At 55.2% G+C, this 25,840-nt stretch carries 29 protein-coding genes; 7 read left to right on the forward strand and 22 right to left on the reverse strand.

What is annotated here, in order from left to right:
• Nucleotides 1-25 precede the first annotated feature (25 nt).
• A complete protein-coding gene (locus tag ACOI7D_RS06800; RefSeq protein WP_049013226.1) occupies nucleotides 26-2,197 on the forward strand; it encodes an EAL domain-containing protein in 2,172 nt (723 codons plus the stop codon).
• Nucleotides 2,198-2,245: 48 nt separating this feature from the next.
• Here the strand turns inward: ACOI7D_RS06800 and nupC are convergent, their stop codons facing one another.
• Entirely contained in the window at nucleotides 2,246-3,448 is a 1,203-nt protein-coding gene (gene nupC / locus ACOI7D_RS06805; RefSeq protein WP_012540950.1) for a nucleoside permease NupC, read from the reverse strand.
• A gap of 346 nt (nucleotides 3,449-3,794) precedes the next feature.
• Between nupC and ACOI7D_RS06810 the strand changes: the two genes are divergently transcribed.
• On the forward strand, nucleotides 3,795-5,036 hold the full coding sequence (locus tag ACOI7D_RS06810) for an Nramp family divalent metal transporter (protein WP_004202021.1): 1,242 nt from the start codon (nucleotides 3,795-3,797) through the stop codon (nucleotides 5,034-5,036).
• A gap of 57 nt (nucleotides 5,037-5,093) precedes the next feature.
• Here ACOI7D_RS06810 and ACOI7D_RS06815 read toward each other — a convergent pair whose 3' ends face one another.
• On the reverse strand, nucleotides 5,094-5,453 hold the full coding sequence (locus ACOI7D_RS06815; protein ID WP_023290584.1) for a DUF2502 domain-containing protein: 360 nt from the start codon (nucleotides 5,451-5,453) through the stop codon (nucleotides 5,094-5,096).
• Nucleotides 5,454-5,583: 130 nt separating this feature from the next.
• Nucleotides 5,584-6,576 (reverse strand): L-glyceraldehyde 3-phosphate reductase, encoded by a 993-nt coding sequence (gene mgrA / locus ACOI7D_RS06820; protein WP_023290583.1) that lies wholly within the window; start codon nucleotides 6,574-6,576, stop codon nucleotides 5,584-5,586.
• A gap of 180 nt (nucleotides 6,577-6,756) precedes the next feature.
• On the opposite strand from mgrA, the gene ACOI7D_RS06825 reads away from it, so the two are divergent.
• The gene (locus ACOI7D_RS06825) at nucleotides 6,757-8,418 is read left to right on the forward strand and encodes an alpha-keto acid decarboxylase family protein (RefSeq protein WP_109547075.1); all 1,662 of its coding nucleotides are present in this window, start codon (nucleotides 6,757-6,759) and stop codon (nucleotides 8,416-8,418) included.
• Here the strand turns inward: ACOI7D_RS06825 and ACOI7D_RS06830 are convergent.
• Nucleotides 8,415-9,650, reverse strand: coding sequence for an ion channel protein (locus tag ACOI7D_RS06830; RefSeq protein ID WP_023290581.1), 1,236 nt, complete (start codon nucleotides 9,648-9,650; stop codon nucleotides 8,415-8,417). The genes ACOI7D_RS06825 and ACOI7D_RS06830 overlap by 4 nt on opposite strands.
• Before the next feature lie 263 nt (nucleotides 9,651-9,913).
• Here ACOI7D_RS06830 and glk point away from each other — a divergent pair, with 263 nt between their 5' ends.
• The gene (gene glk, locus ACOI7D_RS06835; RefSeq protein ID WP_004202027.1) at nucleotides 9,914-10,879 is read left to right on the forward strand and encodes a glucokinase; all 966 of its coding nucleotides are present in this window, start codon (nucleotides 9,914-9,916) and stop codon (nucleotides 10,877-10,879) included.
• A gap of 54 nt (nucleotides 10,880-10,933) precedes the next feature.
• Here the strand turns inward: glk and ACOI7D_RS06840 are convergent, their stop codons facing one another.
• Together ACOI7D_RS06840 and ACOI7D_RS06845 are read right to left on the reverse strand one after the other, a co-directional pair.
• Nucleotides 10,934-11,671: a LytR/AlgR family response regulator transcription factor gene (locus tag ACOI7D_RS06840; protein ID WP_023290580.1), complete on the reverse strand. Its 738-nt coding sequence runs from the start codon at nucleotides 11,669-11,671 to the stop codon at nucleotides 10,934-10,936.
• A gap of 11 nt (nucleotides 11,672-11,682) precedes the next feature.
• Entirely contained in the window at nucleotides 11,683-13,380 is a 1,698-nt protein-coding gene (locus ACOI7D_RS06845; protein ID WP_023290579.1) for a sensor histidine kinase, read from the reverse strand.
• On the opposite strand from ACOI7D_RS06845, the gene ACOI7D_RS06850 reads away from it, so the two are divergent.
• Both ACOI7D_RS06850 and alaC read left to right on the forward strand, forming a co-directional pair.
• The gene (locus tag ACOI7D_RS06850) at nucleotides 13,379-13,477 is read left to right on the forward strand and encodes a hypothetical protein (RefSeq protein ID WP_032428955.1); all 99 of its coding nucleotides are present in this window, start codon (nucleotides 13,379-13,381) and stop codon (nucleotides 13,475-13,477) included. The genes ACOI7D_RS06845 and ACOI7D_RS06850 overlap by 2 nt on opposite strands.
• Before the next feature lie 286 nt (nucleotides 13,478-13,763).
• Nucleotides 13,764-14,978, forward strand: coding sequence for an alanine transaminase (gene alaC / locus ACOI7D_RS06855; RefSeq protein ID WP_004202031.1), 1,215 nt, complete (start codon nucleotides 13,764-13,766; stop codon nucleotides 14,976-14,978).
• A gap of 70 nt (nucleotides 14,979-15,048) precedes the next feature.
• Here alaC and ypdK read toward each other — a convergent pair whose 3' ends face one another.
• From ypdK to ACOI7D_RS06870, 3 genes are all read right to left on the reverse strand, one after another.
• Nucleotides 15,049-15,120: a membrane protein YpdK gene (gene ypdK, locus ACOI7D_RS06860; protein ID WP_099119320.1), complete on the reverse strand. Its 72-nt coding sequence runs from the start codon at nucleotides 15,118-15,120 to the stop codon at nucleotides 15,049-15,051.
• Between the two features lie 337 nt (nucleotides 15,121-15,457).
• Nucleotides 15,458-16,654: a CynX/NimT family MFS transporter gene (locus ACOI7D_RS06865; RefSeq protein ID WP_109547076.1), complete on the reverse strand. Its 1,197-nt coding sequence runs from the start codon at nucleotides 16,652-16,654 to the stop codon at nucleotides 15,458-15,460.
• Nucleotides 16,651-17,109 (reverse strand): nucleoside deaminase, encoded by a 459-nt coding sequence (locus tag ACOI7D_RS06870; protein WP_023290577.1) that lies wholly within the window; start codon nucleotides 17,107-17,109, stop codon nucleotides 16,651-16,653. Before ACOI7D_RS06870 ends, ACOI7D_RS06865 begins: the two co-directional genes overlap by 4 nt.
• 132 nt (nucleotides 17,110-17,241) lie before the next feature.
• Between ACOI7D_RS06870 and cynR the strand changes: the two genes are divergently transcribed.
• Nucleotides 17,242-18,150, forward strand: a complete 909-nt coding sequence (cynR, locus tag ACOI7D_RS06875; RefSeq protein ID WP_109547077.1) for a transcriptional regulator CynR — start codon at nucleotides 17,242-17,244, stop codon at nucleotides 18,148-18,150.
• 30 nt (nucleotides 18,151-18,180) lie between these two features.
• Here the strand turns inward: cynR and ACOI7D_RS06880 are convergent, their stop codons facing one another.
• From ACOI7D_RS06880 to gamL, 13 genes are all read right to left on the reverse strand, one after another.
• On the reverse strand, nucleotides 18,181-19,041 hold the full coding sequence (locus tag ACOI7D_RS06880; RefSeq protein WP_044524295.1) for a hypothetical protein: 861 nt from the start codon (nucleotides 19,039-19,041) through the stop codon (nucleotides 18,181-18,183).
• Nucleotides 19,042-19,408: 367 nt separating this feature from the next.
• Nucleotides 19,409-19,891: a WbuC family cupin fold metalloprotein gene (locus ACOI7D_RS06885; RefSeq protein ID WP_044524294.1), complete on the reverse strand. Its 483-nt coding sequence runs from the start codon at nucleotides 19,889-19,891 to the stop codon at nucleotides 19,409-19,411.
• Nucleotides 19,892-20,162: 271 nt separating this feature from the next.
• The gene (locus tag ACOI7D_RS06890) at nucleotides 20,163-20,429 is read right to left on the reverse strand and encodes a GGDEF domain-containing protein (protein ID WP_109547078.1); all 267 of its coding nucleotides are present in this window, start codon (nucleotides 20,427-20,429) and stop codon (nucleotides 20,163-20,165) included.
• Entirely contained in the window at nucleotides 20,422-20,961 is a 540-nt protein-coding gene (locus tag ACOI7D_RS06895; protein WP_109547079.1) for an MASE4 domain-containing protein, read from the reverse strand. Before ACOI7D_RS06895 ends, ACOI7D_RS06890 begins: the two co-directional genes overlap by 8 nt.
• A gap of 508 nt (nucleotides 20,962-21,469) precedes the next feature.
• The gene (locus tag ACOI7D_RS06900) at nucleotides 21,470-21,670 is read right to left on the reverse strand and encodes a helix-turn-helix transcriptional regulator (RefSeq protein ID WP_023301637.1); all 201 of its coding nucleotides are present in this window, start codon (nucleotides 21,668-21,670) and stop codon (nucleotides 21,470-21,472) included.
• On the reverse strand, nucleotides 21,667-21,903 hold the full coding sequence (locus ACOI7D_RS06905) for a TraR/DksA family transcriptional regulator (protein WP_281166443.1): 237 nt from the start codon (nucleotides 21,901-21,903) through the stop codon (nucleotides 21,667-21,669). Before ACOI7D_RS06905 ends, ACOI7D_RS06900 begins: the two co-directional genes overlap by 4 nt.
• Nucleotides 21,900-22,634 (reverse strand): hypothetical protein, encoded by a 735-nt coding sequence (locus ACOI7D_RS06910; RefSeq protein ID WP_281166444.1) that lies wholly within the window; start codon nucleotides 22,632-22,634, stop codon nucleotides 21,900-21,902. The genes ACOI7D_RS06905 and ACOI7D_RS06910 overlap by 4 nt, the downstream gene beginning before the upstream one ends.
• Nucleotides 22,631-22,849: a hypothetical protein gene (locus tag ACOI7D_RS06915; RefSeq protein ID WP_009483861.1), complete on the reverse strand. Its 219-nt coding sequence runs from the start codon at nucleotides 22,847-22,849 to the stop codon at nucleotides 22,631-22,633. The genes ACOI7D_RS06910 and ACOI7D_RS06915 overlap by 4 nt, the downstream gene beginning before the upstream one ends.
• On the reverse strand, nucleotides 22,846-23,616 hold the full coding sequence (locus tag ACOI7D_RS06920) for a dcm methylase (protein ID WP_281166445.1): 771 nt from the start codon (nucleotides 23,614-23,616) through the stop codon (nucleotides 22,846-22,848). The genes ACOI7D_RS06915 and ACOI7D_RS06920 overlap by 4 nt, the downstream gene beginning before the upstream one ends.
• Nucleotides 23,613-24,140, reverse strand: a complete 528-nt coding sequence (locus ACOI7D_RS06925) for a phage N-6-adenine-methyltransferase (protein WP_101861936.1) — start codon at nucleotides 24,138-24,140, stop codon at nucleotides 23,613-23,615. Before ACOI7D_RS06925 ends, ACOI7D_RS06920 begins: the two co-directional genes overlap by 4 nt.
• Before the next feature lie 28 nt (nucleotides 24,141-24,168).
• Nucleotides 24,169-24,792, reverse strand: a complete 624-nt coding sequence (locus ACOI7D_RS06930) for a lambda exonuclease family protein (protein ID WP_042935464.1) — start codon at nucleotides 24,790-24,792, stop codon at nucleotides 24,169-24,171.
• Nucleotides 24,789-25,535: a phage recombination protein Bet gene (bet, locus tag ACOI7D_RS06935; RefSeq protein WP_064174217.1), complete on the reverse strand. Its 747-nt coding sequence runs from the start codon at nucleotides 25,533-25,535 to the stop codon at nucleotides 24,789-24,791. The genes ACOI7D_RS06930 and bet overlap by 4 nt, the downstream gene beginning before the upstream one ends.
• A 16-nt stretch (nucleotides 25,536-25,551) precedes the next feature.
• Nucleotides 25,552-25,836, reverse strand: coding sequence for a host nuclease inhibitor GamL (gene gamL / locus ACOI7D_RS06940; RefSeq protein ID WP_281166446.1), 285 nt, complete (start codon nucleotides 25,834-25,836; stop codon nucleotides 25,552-25,554).
• Nucleotides 25,837-25,840: the final 4 nt, after the last annotated feature.

A 25,840-nucleotide genomic window follows, 5' to 3' on the forward strand; every position in this document is an offset into this window, starting at 1 on the left:
GTTGCCGGAGTTTTAATTAACAATAATGGTTGATAAAATTAACATTAATATCAAAAAAACTCTGTTGGCCTTTATCGTCTGTTTAGTCGCTATTCCGCTGGCTCGTTTTATTTCACCGCAAACGGTTATTGATGGCAATCTTATTTATATTGCCTGGCTGCCAATCAGCGTAATGTTTTCTGTTATTTTTATCTTTGGTCGCTATGCGATTGCGCCATTAATTCTCGCATTTGCCATTACCAATAGCCTGATAATTAAATTAACGCTACCGCAGGCGTTTATCTTACTCTTTTGTCAGCTGTTTGCGGTGTTCGTCTCCTGCGCTATTCTAAGACTGATGGTGGGTAAGCGCTGGCGCTGTGGTCCAACGGCGAAACATATGGGGGCGCGGATCTTCTGGGGCGGGTTCTTCGCGCCGGTGCTGCTGAAAATCACCATGTACCTCGCCGGACAATATTTTGCGTTTCCCCTATCTATTACCAGCTATTTTGGTAGTATGCCGTTGATTTACACCGTAATAGATATTCAAAGTTTAATCAGCGCAGCATTAATTTTTACCACCTTTTTATATTATCCAATGCGGATGATTATCAATCCACGCTACGCTCGACGATTCTGGCGGCAGGAATGTTTACCGTGGCTGGCAGCAAAATATCGTTCCTTTACGCTATATTGGTTTATCGCTCTGGCGGTGATATTAACGCTATTGTGTGCGCCGTATCAGTCTGAATTTATTGCCGGTTATTTAGTTCCGGTGATTTTTATCGTCTACTTTATCGGGATTAGCCGGATTGGTCATGCGCTGCTGCGTATTTCATGGTCGGTTTCGGCTTTTTTACTGGTGGTGTATAACAAAAACTTTCTCCAGGGCGTCCAAAGCGAGTATTCATTATCCTTTGTGCTCTCAGTGTTAATCTCCTTTACTATCTGTTTGTTTTATATGGCAGACACCTATGCCCGCAGCGATCGCAATAAACGCCGCTGGCGTAGTCAGGCGGAAGAAGATCCGCTGACTGGCTTGCCTAACCTGCGCGCGCTGGAGAGCCATTTACAAAGCTGTCCGCAGCAGGTTATCTGCAGCCTGCGTATTCATAATCTCGACTTTCTCAGCAGGCATTATGGCCTGATGATGGGGGTGGACTGTAAACGGCAGATTATTCGGGCGCTGCAACCGCTGCTGGGGGCGGCGGATAAAGTTTTCCAGGTGCCGGGCAGCGAACTGATCCTCGTGCTTGATGGACCGGAACCCTCATCCCGTTTGCACCATATGGTCGCGGTTCTCAACCACAAAAAATTCAGCTGGCACAATCAGCCGCTGGATCTGGAGTTTGGCGCGGCCTGGGGCCGCGACGACGGTCAGCGCGAGGGACTTCACCAGATGCTGGGTCAGCTAAGCTGGCTTTCCGAACAGGCGGGCAGCGAACGTCGGGTGCTGGCGCTGGATGAGGAGCAGGAGCTGGTGGTGGATCAAACCACCGAGCAGGTGCGCCTCCTCATGCGCGTCAAGCAGGTGCTCAAAGAGCGGGCGCTCATGCTCTATGCGCAACCGATTCAGAACAGGGAAGGGGAGGGATATCATGAGATCCTCACCCGGATGCGCTGTGGCGATAGCGTCATTATGCCCGATCAGTTTATCCCGTTGATTGTGCAATTTAACCTCAGCCAACGTTTCGACATGCTGGTGCTGGAGACCTTGTTCAGCGTGCTTCATCAGCACGCTGGCCAGCGATTCTCGGTCAATCTGCTGCCTGCGACCCTGATGCAAAAGGATAGCGCCGCGCAGATTATCGCGCTGTTTCAACGCTATGCGGTCTCACCAGACCTTATCACTATTGAAGTCACTGAAGAGCAGGCCTTTTCCAATGCCGACATCAGCCGGCAAAATCTTGAAGCGCTGCGCGCGTTTGGCTGCGCCATCGCCATTGATGACTTTGGCACCGGATATGCGAACTATGAACGACTGAAGCATCTCCAGGCCGATATCATCAAGATTGACGGCTGCTTCGTCCGCGACATCCTCACTGACCCGCTGGACGCCATTATGGTGAAATCGATTGTCGAGATGGCGCGGGCGAAACGGATGAGCGTGGTGGCGGAATATGTCGAAAGCGAACCGCAAAAAGCGCGCTTGCTGGAGCTGGGGGTGAATTATCTGCAGGGCTACCTGGTGGGCAAGCCTCAGCCGCTGGGCGAATGACGGGTAAAAAAAAGCCGGGCATCGCCCGGCTCAGATGACAGGCGCCTGTTACAGAACCAGAGCCGCAATAGAAGCAGACAGGACGCTGACCAGCGTGGAGCCGTAAACCAGCTTCAGACCGAAGCGAGAAACCACGTTGCCCTGTTCTTCGTTCAGACCTTTGATCGCCCCGGCGATGATGCCGATAGACGAGAAGTTGGCGAAGGAGACCAGGAAGATAGAGATAATGCCTTCCGCGCGAGGGGAGAGCGTCGAGGCGATTTTCTGCAGATCCATCATGGCGACGAATTCATTGGAGACCAGCTTGGTAGCCATAATACTGCCCACCTGCAGCGCTTCGCTTGCCGGCACGCCCATCACCCAGGCGACCGGGTAGAAGATATAGCCAAGGATCCCCTGGAAGGAGATGCTGTAGCCGAACCAGCCGGTCACAGTGGCGAACAGGGCGTTCAGCGCGGAGATCAGCGCGATGAAGCCGATCAGCATCGCCGCCACGATAATCGCGACTTTAAAGCCCGCCAGAATGTACTCGCCCAGCATCTCGAAGAAGCTTTGACCTTCGTGCAGATTCGACATCTGCAGATTTTCTTCACTCTCTTCCACACGGTACGGGTTAATCAACGACAGAACGATAAAGGTGCTGAACATGTTGAGCACCAGCGCCGCGACGACGTACTTCGGCTGCAGCATGGTCATGTATGCGCCGACGATGGACATCGATACGGTGGACATCGCGGTCGCCGCCATGGTGTACATACGGTTGCGCGACATTTTGCCGAGAATATCTTTATAGGCAATAAAGTTTTCCGACTGGCCGAGGATCAGCGAGCTGACGGCGTTGAAGGACTCCAGCTTGCCCATGCCGTTGATTTTCGACAGCACGGTACCGATGGCGCGAATAACAATCGGCAGGATGCGAATATGCTGCAAAATACCGATCAACGCGGAAATGAAGACGATAGGGCACAGAACCTTAAGGAAGAAGAAGGCCAGACCTTTGTCGTTCATGCTGCCGAACACGAAGTTTGTCCCTTCGTTGGCAAAGCCGAGAAGTTTTTCAAACATCTCGGAGAAGCCTTTCACAAAACCCAGACCAATATCGGAGTTCAGGAAGAACCAGGCCAGCAGGACTTCAATGACAAGCAGTTGAACAACATAACGAATACGGATCTTTTTACGGTCATGACTGACCAACAGGGCCAGTATAGCCACCACAACGATCGCGAGGACAAAATGCAAGACGCGGTCCATAGTTGCTCCAAATATGAGGCAGGTTAAATTTCCGTGCACATTCTATGCAACGGCTTTAAAGAAAACGAGATCAATTGCACACTATTGCAAGGAACTGTGACCAATGGCAAAAATAGTGATCAAACATCCACTTTTGTTATGTTACGTAAAGGTTTTAAAAGTTGCATTCTTGTACTACTCTTAACAGCGGGCGCGATCGGGTTTACTGACGCCCGTTTTTCATTTCCGGCCAGCAATTGTTCCCTCCTATCACAGCAATCATTATCTCCATTCTAAATGAACTTGATAATCATTTGCATTTTGATAGCATGAAACATAGCAAAGGCTATATTTCCAGAGGCAGAAGATGACTAGCAGTCGCGTTGAGAATAGCAGTAGTCGCGCCGCGCGCAAGGTGAAGCTCGCCTTAATGGGGCCAGCTTTCGTCGCTGCCATTGGCTATATCGATCCGGGTAATTTCGCCACGAATATTCAGGCTGGCGCCAGCTTTGGCTATCAGCTGCTGTGGGTGGTGGTATGGGCCAACCTGATGGCAATGCTGATCCAGGTGCTCTCTGCCAAACTCGGCATTGCCACCGGTAAAAACCTGGCCGAGCAGATCCGCGACCATTACCCGCGCCCGGTAGTGTGGTTTTACTGGGTGCAGGCGGAAATCATCGCCATGGCCACCGACCTGGCCGAATTTATCGGTGCTGCGATAGGCTTTAAGCTGGTGCTGGGCGTATCGCTTCTGCAAGGGGCGGTGCTGACCGGGGTGGCGACCTTCCTGATCCTGATGCTGCAGCGGCGCGGACAAAAACCGCTGGAGAAGGTGATTGGCGGCTTGCTGCTGTTTGTAGCCGTCGCCTATGTCGTTGAGTTGATCTTTTCCCAGCCCGCGCTGGCTCCCCTGACCAAAGGGCTGGCGATCCCTACGCTGCCCAACGGCGAGGCGGTATTCTTAGCCGCCGGGGTGCTGGGGGCCACCATTATGCCGCACGTGATCTACTTACACTCCTCGCTTACCCAGCACCTGCACGGCGGGACGCGAAAAGAGCGCTATAACGCGACCCGCTGGGATGTGGCGATCGCCATGACCATTGCCGGGTTCGTCAACCTGGCGATGATGGCGACCGCCGCGGCGGCATTCCATTTCAATGGCCATACCGGCGTCGCCGATCTTGATCAGGCTTACAGAACGCTGGAGCCGCTGCTGAGCCATGCGGCGGCGACCATCTTTGGCCTCAGTCTGGTCGCTGCAGGTTTATCATCGACGGTGGTGGGGACTCTCGCAGGTCAGGTGGTTATGCAGGGCTTCATTCGCTTTCATATTCCGCTGTGGTTTCGCCGGGCGGTCACCATGCTGCCGTCGTTTGTCGTCATTCTGCTGGGGCTGGATCCAACGCGCATCCTGGTGATGAGTCAGGTGTTGCTGAGCTTTGGTATTGCGCTTGCCCTGGTACCGCTGCTGATATTTACCAGCAATGCAAAGCTAATGGGAGACCTGGTGAATACCCGCTGGGTGAGAGGCATCGGCTGGGCGATAGTCGCGATTGTGGTGAGCCTGAACGGCTGGTTAATTGTGGGATCGCTGCTCGGGGTGGATTAATGGCCTCCTGATGCGGAATAAAGCGAAGGGGAGCCGATGGGCTCCCCTTTTCGTCTGTTAGTGATGGCCATGTCCATGACCGTGACCACGCCCGCCGGGACCACGTCCCCAGCCGCCGCGGCGATCGTCGCGGTCGCTCCAGCCGGCGCGATAGCCGCGCTCCCAGGCTTTATCTCTGCCTTTGTACCAGCCTTTGTGCCAGCCGTTGTCATGACGATGCCAACGGTTATCACGCCATTCATAGTGACGACGCCAGTAATCACGGTCGCGCCAGCTGCCACCGTCCCAGTAGTTACCGTAATTGTCACGATCGCCAATTTGTAATTTTATCGATGGCAACAGGGTGATTTCACCAGCGTTAGCGACTAATGGCGCTGCGGCCAGCAGTACTGCTGCCAGAATCAGTGACCTGAACATACTCTTCTCCTTCACGATCGGGGCCCTAAGCGGCCTGTTAACGTGATATTACGGGCCGGTAAAGACCTATCGCATCGGACGAACTCCGAAAGCACAGAAAAGAGCACTTTTTGCTAAAGTAACATTTGCTTTACAGCGCCAGGATGGCATCAATCGCGGCGCACTCTTCGGCGCTGAAATGACGATGTTTCAGCATTCCGACAGCGTCATCCAGCTGGGCGGTTTTGCTGGCGCCGATCAGCACGGAGGTGACTTTCTCCTCACGCAGCACCCAGGCCAGCGCCATCTGCGACAGCTTCTGCCCGCGTGCTTCCGCCAGCGTATTCAGCTGACGAATTTTTTCTAATCTGGCGCTGGTCAGCTGCTCCGGCTGCAGAAAACGACTGCTGCTGGCGGCACGTGAGTCTGCCGGAATGCCGTTGAGATAGCGGTCGGTGAGCTGTCCGCCGGCCAGCGGTGAAAACGCTATACTTCCCACCCCTTCCGTCTGCAAAAAATCCAGCAGCCCCTCTTCCACGCCGCGTTCAAACATGGAGTAGCGGGGCTGGTGAATGACGCAGGGGGTGCCGAGATCGTTAAGGATCTTCACCGCCTCCCGCGCCTGGGCCAGCGGATAGTTGGAGATGCCGACGTACAGCGCTTTACCCTGGCGGACAAGGTGGTCAAGCGCGCGCATCGTTTCCGTCAGCGGTGTCTCCGGGTCCGGGCGGTGATGATAAAAAATATCGACATATTCCAGCCCCATGCGCTGCAGGCTCTGGTTAAGGCTGGCCACCAGATATTTGCGTGAACCCCAGTCGCCGTAAGGGCCGTCCCACATGGTGTAGCCCGCCTTGGTGGAGATGATCAACTCATCGCGATAGGGCAGGAGCGCCTCTTTGAGGATGCGGCCAAAATTGCTCTCCGCCGAGCCCGGCGGCGGCCCATAGTTGTTGGCCAGGTCGAAATGGGTAATGCCGAGGTCAAATGCGTGCTGGAGCATCTGCCGGCTGGTTTCCACCCGCGTTTCATCGCCAAAGTTATGCCACAGACCGAGAGAAATTGCCGGCAGCTGAAGGCCGCTGCGGCCGCAGCGACGATAGGCCATCGTTTGATATCGCGTGGTACTTGCCTGGTAAACCATTCTTCCTCCGCAGATAAAACAGGGTGTGTATACGTTTACACTAATCAATGTTCTGCGTGGAGTACATCGCTTTTTCGGCGTAATTATTGCTTTACACCGCCTTTATCGCTCCCTTTCTGGACAGGCGGATCGCTTATTCAATACTCAAATTACACCTGCGCCAAAATGAGGAAAATGGATATGCAACCGACTTACACTATTGGGGATTATCTGCTGGATCGCCTCGTCGACTGCGGTATTGACCGCTTGTTCGGCGTGCCGGGAGATTACAACTTACAGTTTCTCGACCGGGTCATTGCGCACAATGCGTTGGGGTGGGTCGGCTGCGCCAACGAGCTCAATGCGGCCTATGCTGCTGACGGTTATGCACGCATTAAGGGAGCCGGTGCGTTACTAACAACCTACGGCGTCGGCGAACTGAGCGCCCTGAACGGCGTGGCGGGCAGCTATGCGGAGCATATTCCGGTATTACATATCGTCGGCGCGCCCTCCACTGGCGCTCAGCAGCGCGGCGAACTGCTGCATCACACCCTGGGCGACGGCGATTTCCGCCATTTTGCGCGGATGAGCGAGCAGATCACCTGTAGCCAGGCGCTGCTGACCGCCGGTAACGCCTGCCATGAGATCGACCGTGTTCTGCGCGATATGCTGACGCATCATCGGCCTGGCTATCTGATGCTGCCGGCCGATGTCGCCAGAGCGGCAGCGATTGCCCCAGCGCAGCGCTTGCTGGTGGAGGCCGCTCCGGCGGATGAAAACCAGCTCGCCGGATTCTGCGAGCATGCCAGCCGCCTGCTGCGGGGCAGTCGACGCATCTCCCTGCTGGCGGACTTCCTCGCGCAACGCTATGGCCTGCAAAACACGCTCCGGGAATGGGTAGCGAAAACCCCCGTCGCCCACGCCACCATGCTAATGGGCAAGGGGCTGTTCGATGAGCAGCAGAGAGGTTTTGTCGGCACCTACAGCGGTATCGCCAGCGCGCCGCAGACCCGGGAGGCCATCGAAAACGCCGACACCATCATCTGCATCGGCACGCGCTTCACCGACACCATCACCGCGGGATTCACCCAGCATCTGGCGCGGGATAAGACGATAGAGATCCAGCCCTTCGCGGTCAGGGTGGGCGATCACTGGTTCAGCGGCGTGCCGATGGATCAGGCACTGGCTGCGCTGATGACCCTTTCCGCACCGCTGGCGGCGGAGTGGGCTGCGCCTCAGGTCGTGGCGCCGGAAGTGGAGGAGGGGGCCGACGGCGAACTCACGCAGAAAAATTTCTGGGCGACGGTGCAGGGGGGGCTGCGTCCCGGCGATATTATTCTCGCCGACCAGGGGACGGCCGCCTTCGGCATTGCCGCGCTGAAGCTACCGTCAGAGGCGTCGCTGATCGTCCAGCCGCTGTGGGGCTCGATTGGTTTTACCCTCCCGGCCGCCTATGGCGCGCAAACCGCGGCGGCAGAGCGGCGGGTGGTGCTGATCGTCGGCGATGGCGCCGCCCAGCTGACGATTCAGGAGATGGGCTCTATGCTGCGCGATAAGCAAAAGCCGCTTATTCTGCTGCTGAATAACGAAGGGTATACCGTGGAACGGGCGATTCACGGCCCGGAGCAGCGCTACAATGACATTGCCCTGTGGGACTGGCGACGCCTGCCGGAAGCCTTCGCCCCGGATGTCGCCTCGCGCTGCTGGCGGGTTACGCACACCGATGAGCTACGGGAGGCGATGGCGGAGAGCATCACCTCCGATATGCTCACCCTGGTGGAAGTGATGCTGCCGAAAATGGATATCCCCGATTTCCTGCGCGCGGTGACGCAGGCGCTGGAGGAACGAAACAGCCGCGTTTAGTCGGTATGGTGTCTGGCAATCATCAAGGGCCTCCCGGCCAGCAGCAGCCAGGCCGGGAGCATCACAATGCACAGCAGCGGCAGCAGCGTGGTGTCCGGCACCACCACGGCGGCCATAAACAGGCTCAGCCAGCCGTCGCGGGTGACGACCAGCACCATGCCGAGGATCGCGCAGGAGACGGTGATCGCCGCCGGCACGGCGTCCACGTGGGCATGCAGCATCAGCCCCAGCGCCACGCCGACGAAGACCGCGGGGAAAATCCGCCCGCCGCGAAAGCCGCAGGCCGAGGCGAGAACCAGCGCAGCCAGTTTCACCAGCGCGATGAGCAGATAATCCGAGGCGGTCAGCGTCTGGCTGAAGGCCAGCTGCTGCATCTCATCCAGCCCCTTAAACAACGTTAAATGTCCGCCAATGGTCCCGAGGATCCCTAACAGTAAGCCGCCGAGGCCCAGCGTCAGGATCGGGTTTTTCAGGCGATGCATCAGCGTGTGCAGGCGCGGCAGACACCAGACGGCGACCATACCGACGGCGATAGCGATCAGGGCGACGATCATGCCGCTGATAATATCGACGAAGTGCATCTGGCTATAGTGTGGGAGCGGCAGCGTGAAGTGGGGGTGGAAAAACAGCCCGGTCGTCAGCGCGCCCGCGGCGGCGGCAAGCATCGGGGCAAACAGACGATCCCATAGCGGCGACTCGTTGCTGCTGTTGAGGGTTTGCGAAAAAATCAGCGCGGCGGCCACCGGGGTGCCGAAGAGGGCGCCGATGGTGCCTGAGGCCGCGAGAATGGTCCAGTCCAGAGAGCTGACCCGTGGGAACAGTCGGGAGCCGACGGCGACGGCCAGCGCAATATTCACCACCATAATCGGATGCTCCGGGCCGAGGCTGACGCCGCCGGCGAGGCCAAGGATCAGCGCCGCCAGCAGCCCGGGCAGCGCGCCGGTGGCAATGGGCGCGCCGATTAACGACTCGGTCGCCGGGTCCGGCCCGGCATGCCCCGGGCTGTAACGGACGACCAGGCCCACCGCGATCCCCGTCGCCGTGAGAATGGCGATGATCCACAGCGGGTTCTCGGCGCTTACTCCAAACTGCACAGGCAGATTGCTCCACAGGATGCGCTGCAGCAACGCGGCAATCTTCATCGCGCCGATCAGGATCAGACTGGAGGCGATGCCAATCAGGATAGCCGGCACCGACAGGATCAGCATTGTTCTGGCGCGAGGATGGAGCATGAAAATGTCCTTGTTAAAGTTCAGGAGCACTACTTTGCCTTTGTCGGCGGGGACCGTCGATGCAAATGGTGCTGAAACGATAAAGTTAAGGCGGCGTCTGATACCCGTGGCCTCGTTAATAGGCTACTTTGCATTGATTACAAACTAAATGTGACCTGTGTCGCTAAACAAGGGGCGTCCGCGAGTTGGACGTTGTTGTTAAGCCGCCATGAATTTACAGTGTGCCAAAAGATTTATTTTGACTTTAGCGGAGCCGTAACGGAATGACAAAATTTGCTTTAGTAGGAGATGTCGGGGGGACCAACGCCCGCCTGGCGCTGTGTGATCTGGCGAGCGGAGAGATCTCTCGTGCAAAGACCTATTCCGGGCTCGATTACCCCAGTCTGGAGGCGGTGGTGCGCGTCTATCTCGAGGAGCACCAGGTGACGGTCAGCGAAGGCTGTATCGCTATCGCCTGCCCGATCACCGGCGACTGGGTGGCGATGACCAACCATACCTGGGCCTTCTCCATCGCCGAGATGAAGCGCAACCTTGGCTTTGCGCACCTTGAGATTATTAACGATTTTACCGCCGTTTCAATGGCCATCCCGATGCTGAAAGCCGAGCACCTGATTCAGTTCGGCGGCAGCGCGCCGGTAGCCGGCAAACCGATCGCCGTTTATGGCGCCGGAACCGGGCTGGGCGTAGCCCATCTGGTACACGTTGATAAGCGCTGGGTCAGCCTGCCGGGCGAAGGCGGCCATGTCGATTTTGCGCCGAACAGCGAAGAAGAGGGCATTATTCTGGAAGAGCTGCGCGCTGAGCTGGGGCATGTCTCCGCAGAACGCGTCCTCTCCGGTCCTGGTCTGGTTAACCTTTATCGCGCGATAGTCAAATCGGATGGTCGACTGCCGGAGAACCTGCAGCCGCGTGAGGTCACCGAGCGGGCGCTGGCGGATAGCTGCACCGACTGTCGCCGGGCGCTGTCGCTGTTCTGCGTCATTATGGGGCGCTTCGGTGGAAACCTGGCGCTGACCCTGGGGACGTTTGGCGGCGTCTATATCGCTGGCGGCATCGTGCCGCGCTTCCTGGAGTTCTTTAAAGCCTCCGGCTTCCGCGGCGGTTTTGAGGACAAAGGCCGTTTTAAAGCCTATGTCCAGGATATCCCGGTTTACCTGATCGTGCATGATAACCCAGGCCTGCTGGGCTCCGGCGCGCATCTGCGTCAGACGCTGGGTCAGGTGCTGTAAGCGCATTCCTCCCGGGCTACTGTCGTAGCCCGGCCAGGCGGGGCTCCCCGCCGTCTACAGATTCATCAGCTGGCGAAACTCTTTCACTTTACTGCGACTGACCGGAACCTGAAACTCCAGGTCGCGCAGGCGTAGCACATAGGTATTGTTAAACCACGGCTCAATTTCCCGAATTTTGCTGAGATTCACACAGTACGAGCGGTGACAGCGAAAGAAATGTGCGGTGGGCAGTTTGCTGCAGAATTCGGTAATGTTCATCGGCATGACGAATGACTCCCGGCGAGTGTAGACGAAGGTCATCTTCTCGTGCGCCTCGGCATAATAGATATCATGAATGCTGGTGACGATGATCCGCTCATCTTTTATCAGATTGATGGTGTCGTTTTCCCGAGGCGCCACGCTGGTTAACCCGGAAGCGGCGTTATTCTGCTGCTGCCAGGCGGCGGTCAGCTTCTGCAGCATATTGATGATGCGCGACTCCTGGTAGGGCTTCAGAATGTAGTCAAACGCCTCCAGCTCAAAGGCTTCCACGGCGTGTTCTTTCCACGCGGTGATAAAGACGATAAAAGGCTTATGGGCGAACTGGCTGATGTTCTGCGCCAGCAGAACGCCGTCCAGCGATGGAATATTGATATCGAGAAAGATGGCGTCGACCTTGTTGTGCTGGAGAAATTTCAGCACGTCCAGTCCGTCGTCAAAGCTGCCGACGATCTCCATCTGGCTGTGGGTGTTGATAAGCCAGGAGAGTTCCTGTTGGGCCAGAAACTCATCCTCCACAATGATAACTTTCATCTTTTCTCCGCTCATGACAACAGAGACTCCGTCAGCGCCTGCGGCGTAGAGTGATTGGGGACATAAAAAGCGATCTCCGTTCCTGGCGTCAGGGTGCGGATATGCAGCCCCTCGCCATAGAGAAGTTTCACCCGATGATGAACGTTGAGCAGGCCGATTTTGTTACCCGGCATTTCATCGGCTTCCACGCGGGCGACCACGGCGGGATCGATGCCGTTGCCGGTGTCGCGAACGCTGATGCGAACCCGATTACCGCACTCATTGATACCGATCGTCACCACGCCTTTCCCTTTACACGGCTGAATGCCGTGCACAATGGCATTTTCCACCAGAGGCTGGATAAGCAGGCTTGGGATCACGCAGCTGACGTCGTCGTCAATATCATAGATAACCGTCAGTTTGTCGCCGAATCGCGCCTGTTCAATGGCGATGTAATCTTTGATCTGATACAGCTCTCGTTTGATATCAATCTGCTCATCGTCTTTTAATTCGATGTTATAGCGCAGATAGCGCGACAGATTAAAAATGAGCTGGCGCGCGGTGTCCGGATTAAGGCGAATCGAGGAGGAGATCGCGTTCAGGGCATTGAATAAAAAGTGCGGGTTAATCTTGCTTTGCAGAGCGCGCAGCTCCGCTTTGTTGGCCATCTCCCGTAGCTGTTCGGCGCGGGAAACCTCCAGCTGGGTGGAGATGATTTGTGACAGGCCTATCGCCATCTCCTGCAGCGTCGAGGTGATGCGATGGGCGTGGCAGTAATAGATTTTTAGCGTACCGGTGACCACCCCTTTTTCCCACAGCGGAATGACCATCAAGGAGTGGATCTCCGGCGTACGGTGGGCTTCATCATTGTTTTTAATAATGATTTTTCCATAACGGATGGCCTGTCGGGTGGTGGGACTGATGACATCGTTATGATGTTGATAGTTGGCTTCACCGACGCCCACGTAGGCCAGCACGTGTTCCGTATTGGTGATCGCCACCGCGTCGGCGGTAATGTCGCGGCGGATAATGTCGCAAACCTGGCGCAGAGAATCGCTGTTGACCTGACGGAACAGCGGCAGGGTTTTGTTGGCAATGTCGAGCGCCAGTTTCGCCTGCCGCGCGGCGCTGGCCTCCTTTTCCCCTTCCACGCTCTGCACCAGCAGCACGATAAAACCGATGCAGACGCTGCCGAGGATCATCGGGATACCAATTTTCGAGACAATATCCACGCCGAGGCTGAGGGAAGGGGCCCAGATCACCACCAGGATCATGGTCAGAGTCTCGCAGACCATTCCGGCCAGAATGCCGATTTTCCAGCGTTGATCGCGGGCCACTTTGCGGTTAATCAACCCCGACAGCAGGCCGGCGATGATGCTGGTGATAAAGCAGGGCACGGCGGTCACGCCGTCAATATCAATCAGATAGCGGTGCACACCGGCAATCACCCCGACAATGGCCCCCACCCAGGGACCAAACAGGATCCCGCCGGACATCACGGCGATGATGCGCACGTTTACCAGCGATCCTTCCACCGGCACACCGGACCAGGTACTGAAGAGCGCGAACAGCGAGAAAATGGCGGTGACAGCCAGCAGCTCTTTCGGCGTATGCGCCGACTTATGCAACAGTTCGCGGAACAGGCGCAGGCGAATGAGAAAAAACAGGCAAATAAGCATCAGGGCCGCACGATCATAGACCGCCAGCATCATAGTAAAGATTTCGTGCATGGGTGCGCCGCGTCAGTGGCCAGAAAAGGACATGATAAAAAACCTGACGACAGAAGACCAGCCGCAGAAAAATAATGAGGAAAAGGCTCACTTTTAAAAGGGGATTGAGGGGTGGGGAGGCGATGTACCGCCAGACGCCAGAAGAAACGATAAATACCCGTGATAGAAAAGATATCAATATGTTACCACTTGCAGACAAAACGGTATTCATTCCGCAGCGTACTGCCGTATTTAGCGCAGACGATACCCGTTTTTAACGCCAGTGATTATTTTTCGTCAGGGCACTCGACAACGTGATTTTTTTCAGGTTATTTTCTAAACGAGCCGCAACAGCGGCAGCGTCGCTCGGACGGTCCGGGCGCTAACGTTAATCAGAGGAACCTATGGCTGAATCCAGTCCTGAACGCCGTTTTACGCGTATCGATCGTCTCCCCCCGTACGTTTTTAATATTACTGCCGAACTGAAAATGGCTGCGCGCCGGCGCGGCGAAGATATTATCGATTTCAGTATGGGCAATCCCGATGGCGCGACGCCGCCGCATATCGTGGAAAAACTCTGCACCGTCGCCCAGCGGCCTGACACCCATGGTTACTCTACCTCGCGGGGGATCCCACGCCTGCGTCGCGCTATTTCGCGCTGGTATGAAGAACGCTATAACGTCGATATCGATCCGGAATCGGAAGCGATCGTCACCATTGGTTCGAAAGAGGGGCTGGCGCACCTGATGCTGGCGACGCTGGATCATGGCGACACCGTGCTGGTGCCGAACCCCAGCTACCCGATCCATATCTACGGCGCGGTGATTGCCGGGGCGCAGGTGCGCTCGGTGCCGCTGGTGGAAGGGGTGGATTTCTTTAACGAACTGGAACGCGCCATCCGCGAGAGCTATCCGAAGCCGAAGATGATGATCCTTGGCTTTCCCTCGAATCCGACCGCGCAGTGCGTCGAGCTGGATTTCTTTGAAAAGGTTGTCGCCCTGGCGAAGCAGTATGACATCCTGGTCGTCCACGATCTGGCCTATGCCGATATCGTGTATGACGGCTGGAAAGCGCCCTCCATCATGCAGGTGCCCGGCGCACGCGATGTCGCTGTCGAGTTCTTTACCCTGTCGAAAAGCTATAACATGGCCGGCTGGCGCATTGGCTTTATGGTCGGTAATAAGACCCTGGTGAACGCCCTTGCCCGCATCAAAAGCTACCATGACTACGGCACGTTTACGCCGCTGCAGGTGGCGGCGATCGCTGCCCTGGAGGGCGATCAGCAATGCGTGCGGGATATCGCTGAACAGTATAAGCGCCGCCGCGATGTGCTGGTGAAAGGGCTCCATGAGGCCGGCTGGATGGTGGAGTGTCCGAAAGCGTCCATGTACGTCTGGGCGAAAATTCCGGAACCTTACGCCGACATGGGCTCGCTGGAGTTCGCGAAAAAGCTGCTTAACGAAGCGAAGGTATGCGTTTCTCCGGGGATTGGCTTTGGCGATTATGGCGATACCCATGTCCGCTTCGCGCTGATCGAGAACCGGGACCGGACGCGTCAGGCGATCCGCGGCATTAAGGCGATGTTCCGCGCGGATGGCTTGCTGCCCGCCGCGAGCTAGCGCTTCGGCGAATACGCTATAACAAAAACGGGAGCCTCTGGGCTCCCGTTTTTTTTGACACCGCTGCAGTCTAGATCATCAGGGCAAAAGTACCGGCCCAAACGATGACCATAAAAGAGAGGCCCATAAAAAAGTATTTCACGACTCATCACTCCACGCGCTTATGCGACGTTCAAATGAATTAATTGTTCTGTTTTTCAAGGGCTGTCGCTGGTGAAATCTCACCCTGCGGCAGCTCGCAATTCTGTGCGTTAAGTGCTCCAGATGGCGCTAATGTACGCCTAAAAAATCAGGGAAACAAGAGGCATTTTTTTATTAATTTTTAGTTACTTACGAGTGTCGTGATTCGGCGACACATTAATTTCGCCCGGTAATAAATTTAGCGCCAGCGACGCTGCGAAAACGGGTTTCTCATCAGGGCGATTAGCGGGGCTAGTCAGGCTTGGCGCGCGGCATTCACGTTGCCACGCGCCACCGGTTTAATGCAGATCAGAGGCGCGCTGTCGCCACTCGGCAGGGTAGTGTGCCGGGATAAAGCGCAGCGTGATCGCCATGAGTAACAGGACACAGAGCGCATGCCAGGACCAGTCAAGGGTGTAGTTCCCGCTCAGGCTACGCAGCAGGCCGGAAAGCCAGGGCGACAGGCCGGCGATAATAAATCCGATACCCTGCATAAAGGCTACCAGCCGGCCGGCCACCGTCGGTTGTCCGGCATGATCGAGGGCCAGCACCAGGCACAGGGGAAACGCGCCGCCCAGACCGACGCCGCAGGCGAGAGCCCAGAGCGCGGAGAAGTGCTGCGGCAGCCAGATGAAGCCGCAGAAGCCAATCAGCTGGAGCGCCAGAGCACACAGCAGAAGCTGGCGCCGGTCATCCTGGCGAGCCAGCGCCGGCAGCAGCAGCGCGCCCGCGGTTTGCCCAACCGTCAGCAACGCCAGCAGCGAGCCGCTGTACTGGGCGCTGTCGCCAAGCTGCATATAATAGGGCGGCAGCCAGGCGATCAGACTGGCGTAGCCGGCATTGATCAGTCCGAAATAGAGCCCCAGCGTCCAGGCGCGGCGCTGGCCAATAATCGCTACCCGGGGGGCGGCGCTGGTCTGATGCGGAGCACGGGGCAGGTGCCGGCAAATCGCCAGCCAGCTGAGCAGGGCGAGGAGGGCGGGGAGCGCCCACCAGGCCAGCGCATCCCGCCAGGCTGTGCTGTGCGACGCCAGCCACGGCGTTAACGCGGCGCCTAACCCGCCACCGCCCATTAGCGCAGCTGACCATAGCCCCATTACCAGCGGCGTCCGTCGGGCGAATAAGCGCTTAATCAACGCCGGGATGGCAGCCTGGATGATGCCGATGCCAACGCCTCCGGCCAGGGCGCTGGTAAGCAGTAGGCCGCTATTCGGGGCGATTTCCCGCAACAGGGCGCCCGCCGCGATAATCAGCAGGCTTAGCGCAATGCTACGGTTTTGACCAACATGACGATCGACCCAGCCGCCGGCCAGCGCCAGCACGCCCATCGCTACCACCGGCAGGGCGGTCAGTAGCGCGGCCAGGGTATAGCTCATCCCGCTGGCGGCGCGGATCTCCGGAAGCAAAGGGCCGATGGAGGTGAGCAGCGGCCGCATATTTATGCCGATCAGCACCAGGATCCCCAGCGTCAGATTCTGTCGCAACACGGCTTTCATGGCTGCTGTTCCGCCCACCGCTGATAAACTGCCAGCCCCTCCGGCTGGGGGCGATGATGGATCGGCAACGTCTGCTGCGCCAGCGGCTGCTGCAACTGCTGATAAATCGCGGCGGTAGATAGCTGGAAAGGCTCTCCGTCCTGATTGCTGTTGGCGAAAAATACTTCCCGCACGCCGGTTAAATAGAGTGCGCTAAGACACATCGGACAAGGCTGTCCGCTGGCGTAAATAACGCATTCGCGCAGAACTTCGCTTCCCAGCCTGGCGGCAATATCGCGAACGGCATTCAGTTCGGCATGCGCCGTTGGGTCGCCGCTCAGATGAAAGGTGTTGACGGCTTCGGCGACAACCTCGTTATGGCGCACCATCACGGCGCCAAAGGGGCGACCGCCGTGGGTTGTGTTGTGTTTTGCCAGCGCTAAGGCGCGCTGAAGATAGCGATCGTGAGCGGACATAGTCACTCCTGCATAAGATGATGTTCAAGGTAAAAGAGGCAACGGGTCGTGCGTAGAGGGTACGTAACTTGTTTCATAAGTTAAAAGACTTATTTATGATGAACCCTAGTTGAATTACTTATAGGTAAGCGGATGCTCCTGCGCCATCTTTCCTACTTTATCGCTGTGGCAGAACACCGTGGCTTTACCCGCGCCGCCGCGGCGCTGCATGTCTCCCAGCCGGCGCTGTCACAGCAGATCCGCCAGCTGGAAGCCATGCTGGAGGTTCAGCTTTTCGACCGCTCTGGCCGTTATATCCGGTTAACCGATGCCGGAGAGATCTGGCTGGAGTATGCCCGCCGGGCGTTACGCGATCTTGAGGAGGGGCGGCGCGCTCTGCATGACGCTGAAGATCTGCAGCGCGGCAAACTCCGCATTGCCATGACGCCGACCTTCACCACCTATATGCTGGGACCGCTGGTGGAAAACTACTATCGACGCTACCCCGGCGTGAAATTGCTAATCCAGGAGATGAACCAGGAGCGCATGGAAATGATGTTGCTGCAGGATGAACTGGATGTCGGCATCGCCTTTGACGACAGTCGTTCCCCGGATATTGTCGTTCAGCCGCTGCTGACGGAAACCCTCGCACTGGTGGTGAGCCGCACGCATCCTCTGGCCAGAGAGAACGCGCTCAGGCTGCAGGCGCTCGACGCGCAGCCGCTGATTTTACTGAGCAGCGAGTTTGCCACCCGGGAGCAGATCGATCGTTATTGTCGTCGTCATCGGCTCGAACCTGACGTGCAGATGGAGGCCAACTCTATCGGCGCCGTTCTGTCGGTCATTCGGCGAACGCCCCTTGCGACACTGCTGCCGGCGGCGATCGCCGGGCAGTATGATGATGTGGTGGCGATTGAGCTGGAACCCGCGCTGCTGCAGCGAACGGCCTGTTTGCTCCAGCGCAGGGATGCGTGGCAGAGCGCCGCGGCACGCGAATTTATCGCCCTGGCGCGGGAGATTGCGCTAACGCTTGAGCAGGAAAACCGCCTGCCTCTTGCCTGAAGGCGTGCGTCGCTCGGCGGCGAACCAGGATTAACGATGGGCTGCGTTGCTGGTGTCGGCCTCGTCGGGCAGGGCATTCTCTCTAAGCATGACTTCCTCCTTCAGCCTTTCCAGCACGTGATGAAAGAGCTGGGTCTTGTCAGGCTCAGCCATTTGCTGCAATTTCACATTAAATAAACTATGGGACAGAATAAGATCGTGGATAAATTCCAGCAGTACCTCACTTTGCGGAAGTGAGGTTAATTCCTGATGGATATAACCGGTTTGTTGCCGTAGCGGATTTTTTGTGACATCCATCGGTCGGGCGCTAATGCTATGGGCAAATATTTTCTCAATTGCCTGACTGGTAATATAGAGCCGATTCAATGACAGGATGGGGTTTTCGGCTTCCTGCGGAATGAAGTGACAATAAACAAACGGTTTCTCAGGCAGCATCATGCTGAACCTGTTTTCACGATGAATATCGTTAGGCGCCTCCAGCAACGCCATTAAATTCCGGCTGTGCGGATGCCAGAGTCCTGAAGCTGTGACCTTGACGTTGAACTGCGTGACGGTATTCCCGCTCTGGGTTTCCATGACGGGAATATCGCCATCAATCCGCAAAATGCTATGGATATGGGAGTGTGGCGACCAGTAGGTTTCCAGCGTCTCAGATGAATTGAGTGGATTAAATGTGTTGGTTACCTCTTTTTCCTGATGAGAAAGGACGGCGAGTTTTAGTGTTCCCCGCGTCGGGTTAAGCTTCAGGCATAGATTGATCGCACCGATATCATGCCAGTGAAGAATGTCTTCAATTTCACAGTTTAATAATTTTTGCGCCCGGGAAAGGGAACAATACTCCATTGGCGGTAAATTATTTAATTTCCAGATATTCCGTTCTGTTATATTCATAAGGATTGTTTATTGCAGAAAAATAGCGGTCAGTATTAGCAATGAAAATCTGATGGTCATGTGCTTTTTTTTGTTAACGTCGCTGGTCTGATTGATGAAATTCATTCATGTTGAGAATATTATATCAATAAGATGATTATTCTTATTGTTACGTCAGCCATTCACTTGATTGTGTAATCCTATCATTTATTTCGCTCGAGAAAAATAGTTTGCTTAGCGCCTGAATACAACACTTTTTTTGTTTTTTTATTAACGACCTCGACGAGAGGGAACGCATCATGAAGAGAATGTGGATCTTGAGATCAATGCCTGGACGACAGGGATAACGCAAACGGATGCTCGCGGCATCCGTTTGCGGCGGCCAAGCTTAACGGGTTACAGAGGGATAGCGATCTCCTGGCTGCGCGATGGCATACCAGGCCATCATCTCCGCGGTACCCGGCTGACCTTCTGCTGGGGCCCAGTCCATAGTGTCGATTTCAGCAAGCGGTTGATAAGCGCCTTGTTTGACTTCAAATACCATCCCACCAGCGTCGAGTGAGAGCACCGTATGCCAGGTGCCAGGCTCCATTTCCAGTGCCATGCAGGTTTCACCCAGCACCACCCGGTTAGTGATCGCGCCATGATCATCAAAATTTAGCACCACAAAGCGGCCTTTCAGCGGCAGCAAAAGTTCAAAGGTATGTCGGTGCCGGTGCGGGCGGATATAGGTGCCGGGTTCCATAGCGATAGCCAGACGCTGCACCGGGTCGCTCAGCTCAGGGTGAAAATTGCGATGGGCACGTAAGCGCGGGGAACTGGCCGCCGCTTCGCTCTGCTGCTGCATATCGCTAAGGGTGATCTGTTTCATATCAACGCCTGGCTCCTTTGTTGTCCAGAGAGTGTTGCATCGGCTGGGCGGCAGGTTGACGACCAGGCCACGCGATATTGTACGCATAAAGCGTGTTGCTGTCGGTTAATTGTCGAGGCTATAGAGTGCAGGAGGGCTTCTGCCAGGCAACCACGCAATTCCTACCTGCTTTTTTTGCCTGGTACAGGGCGCCGTCGGCACGGTTAAGTCATTCATTCTATACCGTTTTAGGATCCTCCGTTGTGGCAAGACCGATACTGATCGTAACGCTTTAGGCCAGTTTAACCCTGCTGCTGACGTCGCCTGGGTTGATAATGGTCTGGCGGGTCCGCTCGGCGATGAGTTGCGCCTGCTGTTGGCCCACGTCAGACAGTAATAGCGCAAATTCCTCGCCGCCTGTTCTGGCCACAATATCATCTCTGCGAACCTGATCCTGAAGTACCCCGGCCACATACTGAATAACAAGATCTCCCTGAAAGTGACCATATTTGTCATTGATGCGCTTGAAATGATCGATGTCGCATAACAAGTTAGACAATGGTTTTGCACAGAGACCCGTTGCATTTTTTTATCAGCACAAGGTAAAAATAACGGCGGTTATACAGCTGCATCAGATAATCACGAATCGAGTTCTGATAGGCATTCTCATATTTATTGTTGGATAATTGATAAAGATTAAACGCATTAAGGAAAATAATGATAATAAAGATCAGAGTGCCCAGCGTTTCGAAAAGCCTCGCTTTATAACCTGTGTTCTCGCTAGCGACATCTGCGGTTGTTAAGAAAGAGAAGGTTAAGATATAAACGAAGTAGTAAAAATAGATTCCTGTCCAGAATATATTTCTGAAGCGGGTTAATGCCATCGTCGTGAAAAAAAAGAACGTCCATATGTAAACCATTATATTACTGGCTAAGCGAATCGTTGGTTCATACAGGTGGATTGAGGAAAATCCAACAATCAGGACGATAGCTAAGGTCAGGCTTATACAGGCAAAGGTAATAATAATGTGATTATGGGAGGCCAGCAGGTGATGCGAACGAAACTTGAATACTAATGCCGCGGTGATGATTTAGGTGAGTGTTAACGCGTTGCGGTAAAAATAGATGAGTCTGATGGCCTGTTCATTAGGTCATACCTGTCAGGGCAAGAAAACTATGTTTTTATGATCGTGAATATCAATATTTTGAATGTCTGTCGGGAGTGAGCAGTATGCTTTTCGTGCGGTCGCTGCTGACGATGTCATTACGTTTTACAACTCGTCTTTTCCTGTGAGTTGTTCATTTTAGTCGCAAAATTATAACTGGTGTTTTCATCTTTTTAAAAAGAGGAATGGCGCCACGGGTTTTATATCTATAAATAAATCACTTTGTGCGTTAACAGGAAGGGGGCATTGATGATCAGGTCGGTACCACCTTGAGTAGACTGTCTACAGGAGCTGCAGAAAAACCATCAAAAGTCGGCGTGGATCCGACATAAAGCAGGAGGGTTATGGTGTCCCCTGCATACATCTAACCTGATACGCAGGGGATTGAAATGGATGATGTTTTTTACGTGTGAAAAATATTTTACTCGTTGCTTTACCCATCGGAGCGGGACAGGAGCTTTTCTCTGAACTTGCAGTGGTCACTATATAACCACCTCGCTCTGCCGTGGATGAGTTTGGCCTTGGGGAGATCGCCGGACTTAATCCGGTCGTAAATGAAGGTTTTTCCAAAGCCAGTATCCGCCATGATGAATTTCAGATCAACAAGGCTATCTGGTTGCATCTCATGTTTCATCTTCCACCTCTCGTTACAGCCAAATGCTTACCACGTTCTTCAAACTCTTCCTGACAGTCAGCACGGCGCTGGCATCCCGCCACCAGTTCCCGGCGCCGCTCGGGTATCTCTTCCCCGCAGTCGCGGCAGTGAGTAGCCGAGACTGCGTTATGGTTGATGCGCATGTTCTGGATGGTCATTTCCAGCCGGCGCTCTGCCAGCTCGTTGGCCTGATCGATGATTTCTGCGCTCATGCTGCACCGCCTTCAACGCGCTTGAACTCGATAACCCAGACCCAGGGATTGGCCTGCCAACTTCCTTCGCCGTAGATGGATTCCCATAGCCCCGCGAATGCTTCAGGCGGATATTCCTTCCACTGTTTCTTCAGTGGATCGAAATAAACATCCGGCTCTGGATAGCTAGGTAATCCAGGCTCGTCGCCGAAACCTGTAAAGTTGGTACGCTCCAGCCCCTCTGACTCTGCATCTTCCGGGCTAATAGCGTTCAGACGCTCAACGCGCACGTCGGTGATTTCCAGCAGAATTCGGCTGGCTGCTCTCGGCATATGAATGGAAGGCTTCCAACACGAACGGCCATCTTCATAACCATCGTCATCGCCCCAGGTAAAATCACCATCAACTGCATAAATGGCGTAGCCAGAGTAATAGCCATTGCCAAACAGCATTTCGTGAATGGCAGTCGCGGGGCGATCAGGAACCCAGTCAATCATCAAGCCATCTTCACTAAAGGCGTGACTGACAACGCCCCAAGTTTCACGCACCCAAATGCGATCGCCTGGCTTGCCAAATGCGCTGTTCAGATAGTTGCCTGCCGACAGCTCCCCGACCAGTTCATTGCCAGCCAGCTCGCACCCAAGGTTTTTATCTAAAACCGGAAACTTTACCGGGCGCCGCGTCTGCGTCTTCCGTCCGTCGAGAATAGCCCGCACCATCTCCCCGTTAAAAATCATTCCGCGCTCTTTCATGATTCCACTCCATACCGCCCATTCATGCGGCCAATGCTGCTGACGAATGCCGTAAGGCTGATGCCCATTGGCTTAATTTTTTCGTGGTGCTTTTTGAGGATCGGTGGCACCACCTCATTCCATTTCGGTTTTGGCTTGGCCTTCAGGGCGCGACGGATTTCATCAACGCATTGGCGCCCCTGATTGCGCATAACGTTTTCTATTTCTGGCGTCATGCTGCCTCCCGCTTCTTATTGAGGTGGGGTGCATTCGAAAGGAAAACGGCCCTTGCGAAGCCCGGGGGAGTAGCACTGCGAATGTTGGCGCGCTCGTCGCTGGGTGGGCATTCGTGAATTCGGTTGTCCGGATACCAGTCAGTCACCAATCCGGCAAAGGACGTCCCGGATATGACCTCGATCGCCTTTTTCTTCGGCACCATGCGGCCGCAGGCCAGCTTCACGGCGTCGATAGCCGCTTCAACCATCGGGTGCATATTCTCTGCCGGCGCCTTGAAGCCGTTACCCGTCCAGAGGCATGTCTGCTTCGTGTAGTTGTCATCCGCGCACAGCCCAGTGAACTGGTACGGATGGAACGTGTAATCGGCAGAGCCGAAGATGCTACTGAACACGCTCACCGGGTTTTCGAATGCCCACGGGCAGCCAGCTGCTAAACCAGTCATCCGACATTGCTCAGCGACCAGCGCGGCCTTGGCCTGGAAATGCGGGTCTTTGGCGCGCTTGGACTCGAACCAGCGGGACCCGGAAACAGCCACGTCCGTGCATGGTGGGAAGCCGATGACGATGACGACGTTTTCAGAGCGGATAATCTGAGATAGCCTCGGCATCGCCTCAAGGATGGTTGCCGATATGCGCTCAACAGGACCGTCGATCGAAGTTTCAGGGTGCTGCGGGTCCACCAGGACAGCGCGATAACCTGCTTCGACCCATGGCTCAGCCATGACGCCAGTAATATCGCACAGGCAGATAATGGTTCCCTTGCTCATGCTGCCTCCAGAGTCCCGATCCGCTTTAACTCAGCCAGCGATACAGACGTGATGATGTGTCGCGGGGTGATGTACGGACGCCAGATAAACAGAAGCGAGCCTTTGGGGTTGCTCTGGCGCTTTCCTGTAACGGATGCCGGAACAAACTGAACACGGCCGCCGGTTATCAGCCTGAGTTCATCAGCTGATTGCATGGCTGAAATAAACCAGCCAGTAGAGATGTCAGCTGGTAGCAACATCACTACGGCCTGAGACTGCGCCCGGGATTGTTCAGCAGCTTTTTCCACCCACGGCCCAATATCGGAATAGGGCGGGTTACACCATATCGCCCCGTATGACGTCCATTCGCTGTTCAGCGAGTCATCCAGCTCAGTGAGGTAGTGAGCGCATAGCGCATTACTCTCAGAGGCTGCAGCATCCAGCCAGAAGCCAAACTCGCGGTCGAGCGCGTTGAAAATTTCAATCGGCGTTTGCCAGTAGTCACGTTCATTTTTTGGAGTTTTCGATCCGCCATAATCAGTCATTGCGCACCTCTTTTCGTGCCTGCCTTTCTCATGCGGCATGGTCGTGGTTTTTTATGCTGGAAATTTCTTTCTCCAGCTCTTCCAGGAACTTTTTCACTTCGGACTCAATCTCATTTGCCAGTGCTTCGTCGAAGTGAATGCGCTTTTTGAAATAGGCGAGGTCTGGCGGTAGACGATCGTCGAAACTAACGAAATCACACCATTTACGCCCTGTGCACATCATCTGAGCGTGCATCTGCAGCAGGTACTGGCGTTTTGGCTCGCTAGTTTTTAATGTCTCAAGATGAGTCCAGGTGTTGGGGCACTTAATTTCGATAAGCCCATCACCATTAACAAGCCCATCAGGGCTTGCTGCGAATCCTGGTATAGTTGGGTGATCGATAAGCCCCACCTCAGTGATTTCGGCATCGAACTCATTCAGCGCATACATCTCGCGTGCTACCGGCTCGAGTTCTGTTCCGCGTATCATTGCGGCGTTGGAGAAACCTTCTTCAAGCTTCCCGGTGAGGCGCTGGCAAATCAGCTCAGCCATATAGTTCTGCCGGCTTGCTGCATAGCCAGACTTGGTTCTGGCCATGACGTCAGCAAGGCGGCTGGCTGTAACTTTTCCGCAGCGAGCGGCAAACCATTCTGGGGTGCGTTGTTCCATCATTTATCCTCCGTCGCTGCGGCATCGACAGGTTCTGCGTTGTCGACTGCAAGGCTCATGTCATACATGCGGCGCTTCTCAACCGCGCCGATAACCTGTTTCTCTTCTGCGCTTAACGCCACCCAGAATTCCTGATACTTAACAGTTCCAAGGCGTGCGGCAGACTCGCCTTTTGCGATCAGTTCCGGGCGGCGACTATCAGATTCATGCCCTACATGAACCTCTGTCGTACTCCCTTCAATGACACGCTCGGCTTCGTCCTGATCGAAGATGCCAGCAAACCCAAATGCGAGACGCGCACACTGGATCAGCGTCTTGTGACGAAGCATACGGGTAGGGTGGGACTGCCATGGCTGAGTGTTGCGTTTGCACTCTCCCATGTACTCAGTAACGATGGTCGGGTGTGTCCGGTCTTTCCGGTATATCTTGCAGGTACACGCGCCTTCTTCCTTGTCGTAGGCAAACTCCATTCCATCAAACTGAGGATGCTCGTTGATGATTCGGGCCCAGCCGTCAACGCCGACCACTGGAACAATTCCGCCTTTATCCGGGAATGCATAAATCTCTTTCGTCCACGGGTTCAGTCCGTACTGGTTGGCGACGATCAGCAGTGCCGTGAACTGCTCATCAGTGACATTCCCACCCTTAAATGCAGTATTTTTCAGAGTGTTCATCAGGTCAGTTCCGGCATCCATGCCGAGGCGGGAGGCAAGCTTCCCTGCCATTGTAGAAAGTGCTGTGCTCATAGAATTCCCCTCAAAGTTAAAACGGGCAGCCGGTGCGGTGATCCCAGTCGTATTCCGCCTGGGCGTAAGCTACTGCCGAAATGAGATCGTTATATGCCTCGCCAGCTGCATCGCTGCGGAGGCCTTCGTATGGGCTTTTGTCCATCGGCACAGAGAAGCGGAACAGGCCTGACGGCTCTTTCGGCAGGTCGTCGATAATTTCCTGCGCCCGATCGTCAATCCACTTTTGCTTCTCTTCGATGAGCAACTGTTCAGCCCATTTCCGCTCTTCGATCACGTCGTATGCGCGGTATGCGTTCATAAGC

The sequence above is a fragment of the Klebsiella sp. C360 genome, assembly GCF_048822415.1.
GTDB classification, from domain to species: domain Bacteria; phylum Pseudomonadota; class Gammaproteobacteria; order Enterobacterales; family Enterobacteriaceae; genus Klebsiella; species Klebsiella quasipneumoniae.